Origin of the sequence: Brucella sp. MAB-22, from assembly GCF_025908475.1 — a bacterium.
Classification (GTDB): Bacteria; Pseudomonadota; Alphaproteobacteria; order Rhizobiales; family Rhizobiaceae; genus Brucella; species Brucella anthropi.
On the sequence record NZ_CP109781.1, the window covers coordinates 207,372 to 222,524 of the forward strand.

Genomic DNA, 15,153 nt, shown 5'->3' on the forward strand with positions numbered 1-15,153 from the left:
GCCAAGTCGTGGATAGCAGTGTCAGTGCGTAAAAATTTCCGGAGTTTGATCTTTTGCACGCGCCTCGGAGGAGACATGACGAGTCTTTCCTGGATCACGCTTCTGGCCTTCGCTCTTTCCATCGCTTTCTGCCTCGGCTTTCGGGGGCTGGCACGCGAATGGCATCTCATCGACATTCCTGATGCCCGCAAGAGGCATGACGGGAATGTCCCGCTTTGCGGGGGCATTGCCATTTTTCTCTCGTTTTCCGCAGCCACGTTTCTGGCGTTTGGCGTTTCAGGACATGCCAATGCCATGGCCTTGCTGCCAGGGCTTGTGCTCATCCTCGTCGCCGGTGTTCTCGATGACCGTTTCAACCTGCCTGTCGCGCCGCGCCTTGCAATCCAGTTGCTCGCAGCCTTCCTGATAATTGCTATCACCGGGGTGACGCAGACCTATCTCGGGCTTGCTTCCGACGGCATCGAAACTGCCGCCACGTCCACTCCGGAAATGCTTATACAGGTCCTGACCGGACCGCTTTTCCTGATTATCGCGCTTGCTTTCATTGTCGGCCTCGTCAATGCGGTCAATATGAGTGACGGCGTGGACGGACTGGCAGGGTCGGCGAGTGCTGCCGCATTCTTCTGGCTGGCCGTCATCGGCTTCGGGATCGGCGAACATCGCCTCGGGCTCCAGGCGCTCGCCCTTGCTGCTGCCTGCCTCGGCTTTCTGGTTTTCAACATGCGGCATCGCTGGCGCGCACGAGCAAGCCTTTTCCTTGGCGATGGCGGCAGCACATTTCTCGGTGCAGCCCTTGCCGGATTTATCCTCATCCTTGCAAGCGGAACCGCCGCCGTCGCCTTTCCCGTCCTGATCTGGATCGTGATCGTGCCAGTCATTGATACGCTGAGCCTGATCGTGCGCCGCATGTCTGTACGCAGAAGCCCGTTCTCGCCGGACCGGCAGCATCTGCATCATCTGCTGATGGATGCGGGGCTTTCCTGCGGGCAAACAGCCGTAGCGGTCATGGCGCTCAATCTTCTGGCGGGAGCCATCGCCTACATCGCCATCCGGTTCGACATACCCGTCTGGCCGATGCTTCTGGCGCTGGCGGTCCCTGCCGCAGCACACACGCTCTTCGTGCTGCGCATGACCAGAGGCGCACGTCCGATCGTTACCGCTTCGATGGCCGAGGCCAACCCGACCACCAAACCGAACATCACTTATCCAGGGGCAACTTCATGACTGTGTCCGTCCTCATCAGAACGCTTAACGAGGAAGTCAATCTACCTGCATGCCTCGCCTCACTCGACTGGTGCGACGATATCGTGGTGCTCGATTCATTCAGCACTGATCGTACCGTGGAAATCGCCAAAGCAGCGGGCGCGCGCGTCTATCAGCGCGTCTATGACACCGAGGACCGCCAGCGCATGTACGGGCTGACGGAAATCGAGTTCAAACATCTTTGGGTCTATACACCCGACGCGGACGAAATCACACCGCCGGACCTGCGAGATGAAATACTGTCGGTCACCGCTGATCCCGACCGACCGGAAGTGTTTTTCCGGCTTCGCTACAAGAACATGTTCATGGGGCGCTGGATACGCCATGCAAGCCTCTATCCGACATGGATCACCCGGCTGGTCAGGCCGGATCGCGTACGCTTCGAGCGTTCAATCCATGCACGCGCAACCGGAGGTCCGAGCGGCCAGTTACAGGCGCATTTCATCCATTACAGCTTCAACAAGGGGCTCGCCGCCTGGTACGACAAACACAATCTCTATTCCACCGTTGAAGCGGATTTGTCGGCAGCGCGGCTTCTTGAGCGGCGCGTCGATTGGGGTGGCCTCCTGTCGGGCAATCCGGAACGGCGTCGGCGCGCCATGAAATCCCTGTCCTACAATTTGCCGTGTCGGCCGACCTTGCGCTTCTTCTACATGTATGTGCTGCGCGGCGGCTTCCTCGACGGCAAGCCCGGCTATCTCTATTGCCGCCTGCTTTCGGCTTACGAGTTCATGATCGTGATCAAGATGGAAGAGCAACGCCAGCGCCAATCGGCGCTTCTGGCTGAATCTTCATCAGTCAGACGCCCTTTGGAAACCGAAGCACCAGAACGGCGTATGGTATGATGCTGCCCATTATTCTGCCCTGTGCCGTTTTGTTCGGACTGGTCGCCATGTTCTTCTCGGAACCTGTTCTGACCTTGCAGGATGACGGCGGCAGAGCTGATGTGATCGTCGTACCCGGCGGAGACGGACCGCCCCGCGCGGCGGAGGCCGCACGTCTCTGGAAGGAGGGCCGCTCACCGGTGATCCTTGTTACCGGCGACGGGGATTGTCTCTCCAACAAACGGATCATGGTGCGCAAAGGCGTGACACCATCGGCGATTTTTGTGGAATGCCAATCGGGCAGCACCTGGCAGAATGCCCGATTTTCCGCGCCCCTCATGCGAGAAATACAGGCCAGAAGTGCGCTGATCGTGACCAACTGGTATCACTCGCGCCGCGCCATAGCGAGCTTTCGCGCCGCCTGCCCCCAGATGCGCTTCATCTCGTCTCCCATCGGCGGCGATGACGGTCGGCCCGGTTTTCCGACAACACCCACGGACATGGAACTCGTCGTCAAGGAATATGTGAAACTTGGCTGGTATCTGATTTCAGGCCGCATCTTCCCACACGACCTTTCCACGGACGAACCGGCACCCGATCTTTCGGATGTATGCGCTGATGCGGGGGTTACACAATGAACCTCTCACTCACCTGGATTTTCGTCGGTTGCGTCCTCTGCCTTCTGGCTGGCGGTCTCTTCTCCAGACCGGAACGCATGTATCAGTTTCCGTTTCTTGCAGGGGTGATGACCTTCGGCTTCCTGCTGCCGCAGCTTCCCGCCCTCGTATATGATCAGTTTCTGCCTTCCGGCGCTTACGCCAAGACGATGATCATGGGCATTCTGTCGTTCGCAATGCTGATGCTTGGATGGCGCTTGACGAAAAAGCCGATTCAGTTTCTCAGCATGAGTTTCAGCGAACGCAGAGTGCTCTGGGCTGCAGCCGGACTGTCGGCTTTCGGCGCTGTCTTCTATTTCCTCCTTAGCCGTCTTCCAGGAGACGTCTCCATCGGCGTACAAATGACTGGTATGCCGGTGGTGTACCTCTTCTTTGCACAGCTCATGCCCTATGGCCTGGCCATCGCCGTCCTGTGTTTCGCACGGCGTCCGTCATGGTTCGCCATCGCGATCATCCTGTTCGATCTGGTTTTCTATCTGGACCGTATTCTGGTCACAGGAAAACGTGCCGCAGCGATCCAGCTTTTCCTGATGATATTACTGGCAGTGTGGTTCTATCGCCGCATGGTCGTGCCCCGCATCGTCATGTTCGTCGGTATTTTTGCAGGCACATTCCTGATGACCAGCATGGGCGATTACCGTCAGATCACGCGCGCAGCTTCCGGCTTCGTTCTCGACGACATCATGGAGATCGACTACGCCGCCAATTTCAACAAGACGCTGGAACGCGGCGGGCTGGAAATGCGCAATGCCGTGCAACGTATCGACGAGATCGACCGCAGGCTGGAATTCGACTACGGCAAGTTCCACTGGAACCGCATCGTGTTCACTTTCGTACCCGCACAGCTTGTCGGAGCCGATATCAAGGACGCGCTGCGTCTTGATACGCCCGAGCCGAGCCGCGATTACAATCCCGTGACCGGAACGACCGAGACAGGTCTTGTCGATGCGTTTTCGTCGTTCTGGTATTTCGGAGCGCTGAAATTCTTTGTGCTTGCCTGGGCCATGCGACGGCTCTGGGAGACGGCAATGGCGGGGGAGATGCTGGGACAACTCGTCTATATGCTGTCGATAGTGCCCGCCATGCACGCCATTTCCCACCAGACAGACTGGGTCATCACAGTCTGGCTGCACATGGCGCTTTTCCTGATTCCTGTCCTGTCGTTCTGTCGCATCCGCAAAAGCTCCGTTTACCTGCCCATGCCGCCGCAGCGAAGTGCTGCCCTGCCGCAGTTTTCGTAAAGGATGATCGCAATGTCCGTCGCATCGCAGCAAAATTCGCCAATCCCGATCAGCGGTCGCAAGGCTTCGTCACGCCCCATGGAAGGTGGCGCGACTTTCACACTCGGACACCGTGTCCGGCGTTTAGTCTGGCAGGCAAGCTGGCTGGTGCTGGCGGCATGGACGCCGTCGTTCCTGTGGCGCTGGCGCGGCGCGGTGTTGCGTGCCTTCGGCGCGAAGGTTCACAAGACCGCCATCGTGCGCGGCAGCGCGCGCATCTGGTGGCCAGCCAATCTGACCATGGGCGCTCATTCATCGCTCGGGCCGGGCGCGCTTTGCTATAACGTCGCGCATGTCACGCTTGCGCCCTTCGCCATCGTCTCGCAACGCGCACATCTCTGCACGGCCGGACACAATATCGATCAGGCTGATTTTCCGCTCACGGCGGCGCCTATTCACATCGGACCTTATGGCTGGGTTGCAGCCGAAGTTTTCGTCGGGCCGGGCGTAACCATCGGTGAAGGCGCTGTTCTGGGTGCGCGAGGGGTCTGCTTCCGTGATATGGACCCGTGGATGGTTTATGCAGGCAATCCGGCCAAGCCGGTGCGCCCGAGGCGAAAGCCCTGAATTTCAGGCGGCGGGAACAGATCGGAGACGCTTGCTACCAGCAAGCGCGTCGGTCTTTTGCAGCTGAAAGCTCTGATAGGCCGCAATCGTCTGGAGCGCGATGCGCGGCCAGGTGTAATTGGCACGCACGAGCCTTGCACCAGCTGCGCCCATCCGCTTTGCCCGGTCCGGGTCTTCCAGAATCTGCTCAAGCGCTGAGGCCACTGCCATCGGATCGAGCGCGCAAACCACACCTGCACCAGCTTCGGCAACCTCTGGAAAATGGCACGCATCCGTAATCGCAACCGGTACGCCGCAGGCTAGCGCCTCGGTTATGGCGACGCTGAAGCCTTCCTGACGGCTCGGCAGACAGAAGCAGGCCGATTGCTTCAGGGCGGCGATCTTGGCCGAGCCATAAAGCCCGCCAGTCATATGAACACGAGCCTCCAACCCATATTGACGAATACGCTCGCGGAATTCGTCTTCCACCCCGCCATCAGGACCGGCGACCACCAGATCCACATCAGGGAACAGGGGAGCGACCCGACGAAAGGCATCGGCAAGGATGTCGAGACCTTTCTTGTAATGAAGCCGTGATAGAAACAGTACATAAGGCCGCTCCGGCAATCCGGACACGACGATATCCCTGTTACCCTCAACCTCGTTGAGGAAAATGCCGTTCGGGATCATCATCAATGGCGGCTTCAGGCCGAGAGGCTGCATCAGTTCGATTTCGTCTGCATTCAGCGCCTGAATGAAAGCCGCTCCATCGAGCATACCGCGAAAACCGAGCTTCAACGCGATTTTCTTTTTCCATGCACTCTGCCGCATGCTCCAGATATCGAGCATACCGCAGCAGCGAACGCAGTAAGGCACACCAAAACGGCGGCAGAGAATTGAAGCCCGCAACAGATTGGTTTCCCATATACCGTGCAGATGCACGAAATCAGCCGGGCGCACCAGCGCTTCCATGGCTTTCGCAGCGGCTCCGCCGAACAGGGTTTCCCGCAGATCGGGCATCGGCAGCAGCAACGTACTCACCTTGTCAAAGCCGGGGATCGTCAACGCCGCCTCGGCTGCACGACTGCTCACTTCGTCATCGCAATAGCTTACGATCGTCACCTCATGACCGAGCGAGGCTTGCGCTGCTGCCAGCCGCACCACAACAGCCTGTGGACCACCCTTCGCGGGATCGTAGGAACCGATGACGTGAACGATCCTCATGATGCATACACCCTGGAATGTTGTGCCAGCGCCGCCACCAGCCGCTCGCCATAGCGTGAAACGGTGAAATCGCTGGCCCGCTCGCGTGCGCTGTCGCTCATCCGGGCAAGTGTTGCGGGGGTTCCAGCAAACTGCCGCAAAATCTCGGCCGTCTCGTTCACATCCCGGATCGGAACGATGTAACCGTCGATACCATGTCGCACGACGCTGCCAGTATTGTCCGTACAGATGACCGGCAAACCTGCGGCAAGTGCCTCATAAACCGCAGTAGCCGATCCTTCGCAGAGCGACGGCAACAGAAACACGTCCGCCCATTCGAACTGGGCGCGCATTTCGCTGCGCGGTATCGGTCCTGTCAGCTCGACCGTTGCAGCAAGTTTTGCACGCGCTTCCGGTTCTACAGTGATTGGCCCAACCATGCGGAATTGCGCCTTTTCTCCAAGCTCCCGCGCCACTGCGCCAACATAGGGCGAGCCTTTGCGAAGTCCTACCGCACCGACGGTGAGAACCCGCAGTGGCCCAGGAAGACGCGGACCGGGATCGAGCAGAAAACGGGAATCCACGCCGTAAGGCACCACGACGACCTTTTCCGAATTGCAGCCTGCCTCGATCACATGACGCGCAACAAAATCGGAAGGGCAGACCACGGCATCGGCGATCTGCCATTCCGCTTGCTCGCGCGCAGCAAAAATATCGGCATGGACGTCATTTGCGATCGGAAGCTGCCAGCCGGGATTAAGTACCTCTTCCTCATACGACAACTGATCGACGATGGTTCGCGGGGCGATCATTTGCTCTACAGCCGTCCACAAACCCTGTTGCTTGGCGACCGTCAGCAATTCCAGCGCTTCTCCGCTGAAGGCGTAAACGCCACTCGCACCGTGAAAGCCGCTTCCGGCAACCAGCTTGCCGAAGGTTTCCCCTGCCCATATGGCATTGGCCGTTGATTTCGGGCGCGCCTGATTGGAAAGCCTGCGCACGGCAGAGTGCAGGCCAAAGGCAGGAAATGTGGTCATTCGGTCCTGCGGAATTCCTTGCGGTGTACGCCCCACCAGTCGCCGCACCGATGCGGGCAACATTGACGGCGGCAGGCTGTTCAGCAATCGTGGCCACCCCTGAAGCGCGCATATATCCGTATAGAAATGCGCTAGCTTTTCCCGGCTTGCGAAAATGCGCGGTACTGCATAATGCATGCGCGCGCCCAACTGGCTGACAACGACCGACCCATCCATCATAATTCCCTCGGCTGGAACTGCCGGTCGAGAACCGGCATGGCCTGTGGCACCACCTTTTCCTCAAGCCGCGAGATGGCCGACTGCCAGACGGCTGCGCCATATTCACGCGAATAGGCCGTTTCCATCAGATAGCGGGCATTGTTGCCCATCGACATGCGTCCCACAGGCGAATGGCGCAAATGAAGGATCGCATTGACCAACGCATCGACATCGCCCGGTCTCAGCGCCATACCGCACTGAAAATCGCGGACAATCGTGCCGATCTCGCCTTCCGTATCACCGATGAAGATTGTCGGACGGGCCGCCGCGAGGACGCCGTAGAACTTGCTGGGCACGATACAATGTTCCAGCTCCGGCTTCAGCGAAACCAGATGTACATTGGCCGCGCCAAGGCTCTCGGAGAGCTTTTCCACGGGCTGGAATGGTTTCATCATCACATTGGTCAAGCCGCGTCGCTTGACTTCACTTTCGACGAAACCACGCTGCTGCCCCTCGCCGATCATCAAAAAGACGATGCTTTTCATATGCCGGAGCCGCTCCGCAGCATCGAGCACCGTCTTGAACTCGTGTGCGCGCCCGAAGTTGCCCGAGTAACCGATGACGAATTTTCGACCGAGCCCCCAGCCACGGCGCAAGGGGTTCTGCGACGGCTCCACCGGAACGATTTCGTTGCGGTCGGCCCAGTGGTGAACCACGCTCAGGCTTTCCGCCGGAATATCCCGTGTCGAAAGATAATGCGCCATGCGCTCTATCGGACAGATTGTCAGTGCAGACTGGCGCATCGACCAGTTGCGCAGGATCAGGGCGAGCTTACCGGAAACGGTATCGGATTTGATGAGGCCGAGTTCCATTGCCGTTTCGGGAAAAAGATCCATCACCCAGTTGACCAGCTTTGCCCGTCGCAGGCGAACAGGCAGCGCTGCCGAAACGGAAAGAAGCGGCGGATCGGTACAGACGACGCAGACATCGTCCTTGCGGGCATTGGATGCAAACCAGGCGGCCGCGGACAGATGAAAGGTTGCATAATCGACCGCGCGCCCGACAAGTTTGCCCCGACCAAAGCCCGAGGTCCATATGCGATGCACATCTATGCCGTCGATCGTTTCACGCGCGGGCAACACGTCCTTCCGCTTGTCGTGATAGCTGCGGCTTGCCAGCACTGTCGTCTCGATGCCTTCACGCACAAGCGTATGGGCAAGGCTCGTCACCATCCGGCTCGTCGCCGACTGGTCCGGGTAGAAGTAACGATTGGCAAGCACCACACGCATGATTTCACGTCCTGTTGTTCGATCCCGTTGAAACGAGCATCGCAACTGCGCAGCAGATACCGCAAGAAACACAAAGGCATGGCATGCACCGACACCGGGCGAACTGCCTACCTCTTTGGGTGAAACCGGACATACCGGACGCGCCTCAAGCCTCATCCGAAGAGGGATGTTCCGGCCCGCAATTGCCGTTTTGGAGCCGTTCTGCCCACGCAGGAAATCGCTAACATGGTTTCATTGCAGCTTTGGAAAGCTTTGGTCGGAGGGAAGCCCTTGCAAGAGAAAACAGCTCTCATCGTCGGTGTGACCGGACAGGACGGCGCTTATCTAAGCGAGCTTCTGCTCAAAAAAGGCTATCGCGTACATGGTCTGAAACGGCGGTCTTCCTCGTTCAACACCGCGCGTATCGATCATCTCTATCAGGACCCGCATGAGGAGGACATTCGCTTCCGCCTGCATTTCGGTGACCTGACCGATGCAACCAATCTGTGCCGTGTCATTCAGGAAGTGCGGCCCGACGAGATTTATAATCTCGGCGCGCAAAGCCATGTTCAGGTAAGCTTTGAAACGCCTGAATATACGGCCAATGCCGATGCGCTCGGCACGCTGCGTCTGCTCGAATCCATGCGTATTCTGGGTCTCGGCAAGACATGCCGTTTCTATCAGGCTTCCACGTCGGAACTCTTCGGTAACAGCTCGCCCCAGGCACAGAACGAACAGACGCCTTTCGCCCCGCGCAGTCCTTATGCGACGGCAAAGCTCTATGCCTACTGGACGACGGTAAACTACCGCGACGCCTATGGCTTCCATGCCTCCAACGGCATTTTGTTCAATCACGAAAGCCCGCTTCGCGGCGAAACCTTCGTTACCCGCAAGATCACCCGTGCTGTCGCGGCCATTGAACGCGGCCTGCAAGACAGGCTTCGGCTCGGCAATCTCGATGCCCGTCGCGACTGGGGTCATGCGCGTGATTATGTCGAGGGCATGTGGCGTATCCTGCAGGAAGACACCGCCGACGACTACGTGCTGGCGACCGGCGAAACGCACACGGTGCGCGAGTTTGTCGAACACGCCTTCAAGGCCGTCGACAAGGAGATCGAGTGGCACGGTAACGGCGTGGAAGAAATCGGCCGCGACCGAAAATCCGGCAATTGCCTGATAGAGATCGATCCCCGCTATTTCCGTCCGAACGAGGTCGACTTCCTGCTCGGCGATGCATCCAAGGCGAAAAATCGCCTCGGCTGGCAGCATACAACGGGCTTCGACAATCTTGTCACCGAAATGGTCGACTGGGATTTGCGCAACATCATGCGGGAGGTTGGACGCAATGACTTCTACGGCTGACATCACCCCCGCTCCGTTTTATTCACTCGAAGGCAAGAAGGTGTTCGTTGCCGGGCATACAGGCATGGTCGGTTCGGCCATTCTGCGCCGCCTGCAAGGCACGGATTGCGACATCATCACTGCAGCGCACAGCGCACTCGATCTGACCCGGCAGGGACCGACGGAGAATTTCATCAGCGGTCGCAAGCCGGATGTCATCATCATCGCTGCCGCCCGCGTTGGGGGCATCCTTGCCAATTCGCAATATCCGGCAGATTTTCTCTATGACAATCTTGCCATCGGCATGAACCTCATCCGCACTGCCCATCAGAACGGTGTCGAACGCCTGTTGTGGCTCGGATCAAGCTGCATCTATCCCCGCGACGCAGCGCAGCCTCTCACCGAGGATGCCCTGATGACAGGCCCGCTGGAAGCGACCAACGAAGCCTATGCCGTCGCCAAGATCGCAGGGCTTGAATATGCGCGGGCTTGCGCACGGCAATATGGCAATCACTTCATGACGGCGATGCCGACCAATCTTTACGGTCCAAACGACAATTTTGATCCCAACACCTCGCATGTCCTGCCGGCATTGATACGCCGGATTCACGAGGCCAAGGTGCGAGGGACCGACCATGTGACGCTCTGGGGCACCGGCAAGCCCTTGCGGGAGTTCCTGCATGTGGACGATCTTGCCGATGCCTGCCTGCACATGCTGCGTTTCTACGACGGCATTGAGCCGATGAACATCGGGACGGGTGAAGAGATTTCAATCAAGGATCTGGCGCTGACCGTTGCCTGCGTCGTCGGTTACGAAGGTCGCTTTGAACACGACCTCAGCAAACCGGACGGTACACCGCGCAAACTCCTCGACACGTCGCGGATGCGGGCGCTGGGCTGGAAGCCGCAAATTCGTCTGGAGGACGGCCTGCGTGAAGTCTATCGCGATTGGTTGGAGGAAGCCGCCGATCCTGTCGCCGCTTGAAGCCCCCGGAAAAGCGGGACCCGCTTTTCCGATCAAGCGCGACGTTTTCTTCGACATTGTCGATCCTGGACAAGTCTCCTCGGCATCCCTCATGCCGGGGAGACGCGCAGCGTCGTCCCGAAGCACGAAGAGACGCCCCGCCTTCCTAAGTTTCCATTGAAGTGAAACTCTCAACCTATGACGGCGAGCCGCCGACCCTGCTCATATCCAGCTCGACGCGCAAGATGTCACCCGGTTTGATTTCCGTGCTTTCGTTGGCGACGATATCCTGAAAGCTGCCATTCACGATACGACTGATCGAGAACACCAGTTTCTGACGCAGCGTGGCCGCGGAAATATTACCGGAAGACTTGGCGATCTCGGCCATAGCCTGGAGTTGTGTATTGCTGCGGCGCTCCATGCGGGCAATGTTGAGGTCAATATCCTGCAAATTGGTAGCCGCTTCGCTTTTGCGAATTTCTTCCAGATTGGCGATGCGCTGTTCCATGGCAAGCTGGTTCTGTCTCGCCCGTGCAAGAAACGAAGCAAGCTCCAGCGCAGCACGCCGTGTGGCTGACAGATCACGCTCCATGTCACGCAGGTTGGATTTTGCGGCCAGGCCGCGATCCACCAGCGACTTGCTGGAATCCACATTCTCCTGCAACAGCCCGATTTCGGTGTCGTGCAGCTTGATACTCTGCTGCAGGGTCTGGATTTCATCGCCATAGCTCGCTGCTTGCGCTTCAAGCGCCCGACGCTCGGCTGCAAGATTGTTGCGGCGGACGTTGAACACTGTCTTTTCACCGTCCAGCATCTTCTGCGTCAGGGCCACGGTTTCCTTGTTCGCAGCCGCCTGATCCGGCAGAGTATAAGTAAAATCCGTGCCGTTCAGTTCCGCCTCGAAACGGGCCCGCCGGATTGCCATGGCAGTGATCTGCATCTGCAGGTCGACATATTCCTGCTGCGCGGAAATAAGCTGCATCCCGGCAGTCAGGGCTGGAGACTCCGCTTTTCCGGCTCCGCCACCCAGCGCCATGAGTTCAAGCACCACCATTCCGGGCCGGAACTGATATTTTCCCGGCGCCTTCACATCACCAACGACAAATACCGGCGCATATTGATTGATCGTTGCTGTGACCGTCAGTCCCGGAATATGCTGGGATAGCGATCCCGCGATCTTCTCGCTGATCTCATTGGTAGTCAGCCCGGTGACGGAAATATTGCCCACGACCGGATAACCGATATTGCCGTCCACATCGACCGGGTAAAGCCCGGTGAGTGACGGTTGCCCATAAACGGTTACCTGCAGCACGTCATTTGCGCCAACCCGATAGGCTTGTCCGTCCGCAAGCGCTCCAAAAGTCCCGCCGACCAGAATGAGGCCCGAAAGCATAGTGGCCCGAAGATGGGTACCAATGCGATTCTTGATGATCCTGTATGACATGGTTTGCCCTCACGCCTGTTCCTGTGCGCCATCCGCATCTGGTTTCCGGCGCCGCGCGAATATCGCGCTTATGCTCTGCCGTGCTTTCTGCAAGCCCAGTCCGCAAAGCACCACGGGGAGCACTATCCAGCTGCGATAAGACGAAGAATTATGGTTCACGACCGCCAGCGCGGGCTTGCGCCCGAACGACGCCATCGTCTGTATCAATGCATTGGTCGCAAGCTGGTCCTGTCGGTCGGACGGAACCACAAGAAGCGCCGTATCCGTCGCCCGCGACAGGAGAACCGAGCGCTTGTCTTCCATGACCGCCGGCAGATCGACGAGGATGATCTTGTGATCCGCGCGCAACTGGGCAATCAGCTCAGCCAGCCAGTCTCCGTCACGCATCTGTCTGTTCGGCTTGATGATATCAATCCCCGAACCGTGATCATGCACGAGCGTTGCGCCGGAAAGCGGACGCCCTGTAGAAACAGCACCGTAATCGCCATGCGGAAGCCCGAAGGCCTCCGACAGGCCCGACCGCTTGTTTGTTGCATCGATGACTGCAACCGTTAAGCCGGTCGCGGCGATCTGTTGCGCGAGTGCGGTGATCAACAGGGTCTTTCCCTCGCCATCGGACAGGGATACGACAGACAGCGCCAATGAATCCCGGCCGCGTGTCAGTGCCCGCAGACGATCGTGCACGGATTTGATTGCACGACCGAACGGGCTTGCCGGATCGAGACCGCGATTGACGAGAAGCGGCACAGTCAGCTGCGGCGAAACCGGCAGCAACGTCGCAGCCGGAATGCCGGGCAGCATCAGAGATGCCGTCTGTGCGGGCCTGATCTTGTCGAATGTTTCCTTCAGCATGGTGCCTGCAAGTGAAACCAGTCCGCCCAACCCCAGCCCCAGCAGCAGCCAGTTGGCGAGGTTCGGGCTGGCCTTGGCCATCGCCGGCTCCGCAGGCGAGATCATCTGCGCTTCGGGCGCGGCAATGCCGTCCTGTTCGATCAGCTGCTTGTAACGCGTGAGATAGCTTTCATAGACCGTGCGGCTGGCATTGGCCTCGCGGTCCAGCTGCCCGGCCCTGACTTGTGCCTGATTGGCTTCGGCAAGATCGGCTTCCGCATCTTTCAATGCGCCTTCCAGTCCGCTGCGCCGCTGACGCGCAATCTGGATTTCATTGCCAAGGCTCTTGATGATTTCGCCGACCTGGCTCGAAATCTGCTGCTTCAACGCTTCCTGTTCGGCCTTCAGCACAGGAATTTCAGCGCTCTTCAACGCGCCATTCGACTGCAATTCGCCAAGCTGGCGTTCGACGCGTGCTGCCTCATTGCGCAAGGTCTGGATCGCAGGCGAAGCCAGCACCTCGGCCAGTGCAGGCGCTTCATTGTTGTTCTTCAGCTCTGATGCCGTGCGCAATCGTGCTTCGGCGAGCGAGACTGCTCCCGTTGCGGCGACAATTTCATTGTTCAGCGCCGCGACGCGCTGGGCCTGAAAGCTGATCTGTCCCTGATCGCCCGCAAGCCGCGACTTCTGGCGGAACTCTTCCGCAGCACTTTCGGCACTTTCAAGATCGCTGCGCAAGGTACCAAGCTTTTCGCCCAGCCATTCGCTGATACGCCGCGTGGCCGATTGCTGCACGTCGATCTGATGATTGAGATAGGCCGTGGCAAAGGCATTGGCGACCTGGGCCGCATAAACCCGATCGGAAGCGCGATAAGAAATGAAGATCGTATAGGAACGGCCATCATTTGTGACCCGCAACCGTGAAAGAAGAAGGTCGATCTGCTGGCGTTCCCGCATGGCCGGATCGACATCGCGTGCGCTCTTCGCCTGCGATCCTGTATTCGAAGCAGACGACAACACCGTGCGCGAACGGAATTCCGTCGGCACGACAATGTTCTCCGCTTGCAGAATGTCGATGACCTTGCGCGCCATCATACGCGAATTGATGATATCGAGTTCGGAACGCAGAACCGGACTGTCCTGCGGCAATGGCGTGATCGCGCTTTCATTGGGAAGCGCCTGCAATCGCCGCATATCCAGCACCAGCACAGACTCCGACACATAACTGACTGGTGCTGTAAGATACCCTGCGAAGCCGACACCGATGCCTGCAAGCACCGGTACGATCAGCATCATCCTTCTACGTTTTATAGTGTCGAGCAGGTCAGCCACCGGCTGCCGCCCGTTTCCTGCTGAAACGTCGGAGATAATCACCAAAAGTCTCCTTCACGGAACAATTCTATCCGTCGGCCGGGCGGCTTCGCTGCCGCCAGTTGCGCCCTACTGCAAGTCGGAAAACGATGTTTCTGACGGGAACAGCTCGTTGATGATGCAAGCCACTTCGGTACGGTTGGACGCCTTCAGCTTCTTCATGATGTTGCGGATATGAACCTTGACCGTGCTTTCCCGCAGCTTCAGCTCATAGGCGATGATCTTGTTCGCCTTGCCCCGGCGCAGCGCATTGACCACTTCGGCCTGACGCTGGGTAAACATTCCGCCGAGAGGTTGCAGCCGCTGAGAGTTCGGATCGGTGGCGTGACGCAGAGCGAGCACACTGCTGGCTGGAACGAAGGTTCCGCCCGCCATGGCAAGCCGCAATGCTTCAACGCAGACATTCACATTCACCGATGTTGGAATATACCCCTTCACGCCATGGTCGAGCGCTTTGAGAACCTGCGAGATTTCTTCCTTGTCGGCCAGAAGAATGACCGGTGCCGGAGCGCAGTCAGTAACAATGCGATTGAGATAATTTCCGACAGCCGGGTCCGAAACCTTCTGGCCACCGATGTTGAAGAGCACTGCACCTGCGGTGCGGCCCTTGCGCTGATGTTGCCACTGCTCGAACGAGCTGAATGTGGCGATCGACATTTCGATGCTGTGGTTTGTCAATCCATGTGCGAGGCATTCGCGATCCAACGCACGGTTGTCTATGATGACCAGTAGCGGCAACATGCTGTCGTTAGGCTGTTCAGGTTTAAAAGAACTATCTTTTGACGCCCCAAAGCCATTATTCTTTAATTCACTCGTCCTGCTACTGAATTGTGGAGAAATGTTCATCTGTTCGCCCTCTAATCCGACTTATGCGCACGACCCCATTGTTTGCACATCACAATCACG

General features: G+C 58.3%; 13 protein-coding genes. 7 read left to right on the forward strand and 6 right to left on the reverse strand.

All coding sequences use genetic code 11. The features are described from left to right. The first annotated feature begins 75 nt into the window (after positions 1 to 75). The 5 genes from OHI65_RS00885 to OHI65_RS00905 are packed head-to-tail and all read left to right on the forward strand — an operon-like array spanning position 76 to position 4,611. A complete protein-coding gene (locus OHI65_RS00885) occupies positions 76 to 1,224 on the forward strand; it encodes an MraY family glycosyltransferase (RefSeq protein ID WP_125300711.1) in 1,149 nt (382 codons plus the stop codon). Then, a complete protein-coding gene (locus OHI65_RS00890; RefSeq protein ID WP_010658577.1) occupies positions 1,221 to 2,108 on the forward strand; it encodes a glycosyltransferase family 2 protein in 888 nt (295 codons plus the stop codon). Before OHI65_RS00885 ends, OHI65_RS00890 begins: the two co-directional genes overlap by 4 nt. Continuing rightward, the gene (locus tag OHI65_RS00895; RefSeq protein ID WP_010658576.1) at positions 2,105 to 2,725 is read left to right on the forward strand and encodes a YdcF family protein; all 621 of its coding nucleotides are present in this window, start codon (positions 2,105 to 2,107) and stop codon (positions 2,723 to 2,725) included. Before OHI65_RS00890 ends, OHI65_RS00895 begins: the two co-directional genes overlap by 4 nt. Beyond that, positions 2,722 to 4,005: a hypothetical protein gene (locus tag OHI65_RS00900; protein WP_125300712.1), complete on the forward strand. Its 1,284-nt coding sequence runs from the start codon at positions 2,722 to 2,724 to the stop codon at positions 4,003 to 4,005. Before OHI65_RS00895 ends, OHI65_RS00900 begins: the two co-directional genes overlap by 4 nt. A 12-nt stretch (positions 4,006 to 4,017) precedes the next feature. Further along, the gene (locus tag OHI65_RS00905) at positions 4,018 to 4,611 is read left to right on the forward strand and encodes a putative colanic acid biosynthesis acetyltransferase (protein ID WP_125300713.1); all 594 of its coding nucleotides are present in this window, start codon (positions 4,018 to 4,020) and stop codon (positions 4,609 to 4,611) included. A 3-nt stretch (positions 4,612 to 4,614) separates the two neighbouring features. Here OHI65_RS00905 and OHI65_RS00910 read toward each other — a convergent pair whose 3' ends face one another. From OHI65_RS00910 to OHI65_RS00920, 3 genes are read right to left on the reverse strand one after another with little or no spacing between them, the layout of a single operon-like run. Further along, the gene (locus OHI65_RS00910) at positions 4,615 to 5,814 is read right to left on the reverse strand and encodes a glycosyltransferase (RefSeq protein WP_151689889.1); all 1,200 of its coding nucleotides are present in this window, start codon (positions 5,812 to 5,814) and stop codon (positions 4,615 to 4,617) included. Then, positions 5,811 to 7,046: a glycosyltransferase family 4 protein gene (locus tag OHI65_RS00915; RefSeq protein ID WP_125302412.1), complete on the reverse strand. Its 1,236-nt coding sequence runs from the start codon at positions 7,044 to 7,046 to the stop codon at positions 5,811 to 5,813. Before OHI65_RS00915 ends, OHI65_RS00910 begins: the two co-directional genes overlap by 4 nt. After that, on the reverse strand, positions 7,046 to 8,317 hold the full coding sequence (locus OHI65_RS00920; RefSeq protein WP_012092803.1) for a glycosyltransferase family 4 protein: 1,272 nt from the start codon (positions 8,315 to 8,317) through the stop codon (positions 7,046 to 7,048). The genes OHI65_RS00915 and OHI65_RS00920 overlap by 1 nt, the downstream gene beginning before the upstream one ends. A gap of 270 nt (positions 8,318 to 8,587) precedes the next feature. Between OHI65_RS00920 and gmd the strand changes: the two genes are divergently transcribed. After that, positions 8,588 to 9,658 carry a GDP-mannose 4,6-dehydratase gene (gene gmd, locus OHI65_RS00925; RefSeq protein ID WP_010658570.1) on the forward strand — a complete coding sequence of 357 codons (1,071 nt, stop codon included), beginning with the start codon at positions 8,588 to 8,590 and terminating at the stop codon, positions 9,656 to 9,658. Further along, positions 9,642 to 10,622: a GDP-L-fucose synthase family protein gene (locus tag OHI65_RS00930; protein ID WP_125302409.1), complete on the forward strand. Its 981-nt coding sequence runs from the start codon at positions 9,642 to 9,644 to the stop codon at positions 10,620 to 10,622. Before gmd ends, OHI65_RS00930 begins: the two co-directional genes overlap by 17 nt. Positions 10,623 to 10,797: 175 nt before the next feature. On the opposite strand, the gene OHI65_RS00935 is transcribed toward OHI65_RS00930, so the two are convergent. From OHI65_RS00935 to OHI65_RS00945, 3 genes are all read right to left on the reverse strand, one after another. Beyond that, positions 10,798 to 12,045 carry a polysaccharide biosynthesis/export family protein gene (locus OHI65_RS00935; RefSeq protein ID WP_012092800.1) on the reverse strand — a complete coding sequence of 416 codons (1,248 nt, stop codon included), beginning with the start codon at positions 12,043 to 12,045 and terminating at the stop codon, positions 10,798 to 10,800. A gap of 9 nt (positions 12,046 to 12,054) precedes the next feature. Further along, on the reverse strand, positions 12,055 to 14,250 hold the full coding sequence (locus tag OHI65_RS00940; RefSeq protein ID WP_125302407.1) for a GumC family protein: 2,196 nt from the start codon (positions 14,248 to 14,250) through the stop codon (positions 12,055 to 12,057). A gap of 66 nt (positions 14,251 to 14,316) precedes the next feature. After that, the gene (locus OHI65_RS00945) at positions 14,317 to 15,093 is read right to left on the reverse strand and encodes a response regulator transcription factor (RefSeq protein ID WP_012092799.1); all 777 of its coding nucleotides are present in this window, start codon (positions 15,091 to 15,093) and stop codon (positions 14,317 to 14,319) included. Positions 15,094 to 15,153: the final 60 nt, after the last annotated feature.